The organism is Nosocomiicoccus sp. HMSC059G07, assembly GCF_001815515.1.
GTDB classification, from domain to species: domain Bacteria; phylum Bacillota; class Bacilli; order Staphylococcales; family Salinicoccaceae; genus Nosocomiicoccus; species Nosocomiicoccus ampullae_A.
Genome location: NZ_KV820799.1, coordinates 1 through 243, shown reverse-complemented (window position 1 = coordinate 243; position 243 = coordinate 1). Strand labels below are relative to the sequence as shown.

The following is a 243-nucleotide window of genomic DNA, read 5'->3' as shown; positions in this document are numbered from 1 at the left end:
TTTTAGAAGTTGGTCAAAATACAGGAAAGATACCCAACGTAGTGTATGCAGTAGATAATGATGAAGCAGGATTAAAATTTAATCAAGATAAAATTGAAAATAATTTAGTTCACCGTGAACACGGAGAAATGTCGATATATTTTGCTGTGCCACCTAAAAAAGAAAATGTGAAAGATTGGAATGATGAATTAGTAAGAAGAAATGGTCACGCTTATCAAGAACATGAGAAAAATATTCCATTAA

1 protein-coding gene is annotated in these 243 nt (G+C 30.9%); it reads left to right on the top strand.

The annotated features are described in order from the left end of the window. Positions 1 to 243 (top strand): toprim domain-containing protein (locus HMPREF3029_RS02590; protein ID WP_168165491.1); only part of this gene is annotated, 243 nt, incomplete at both ends.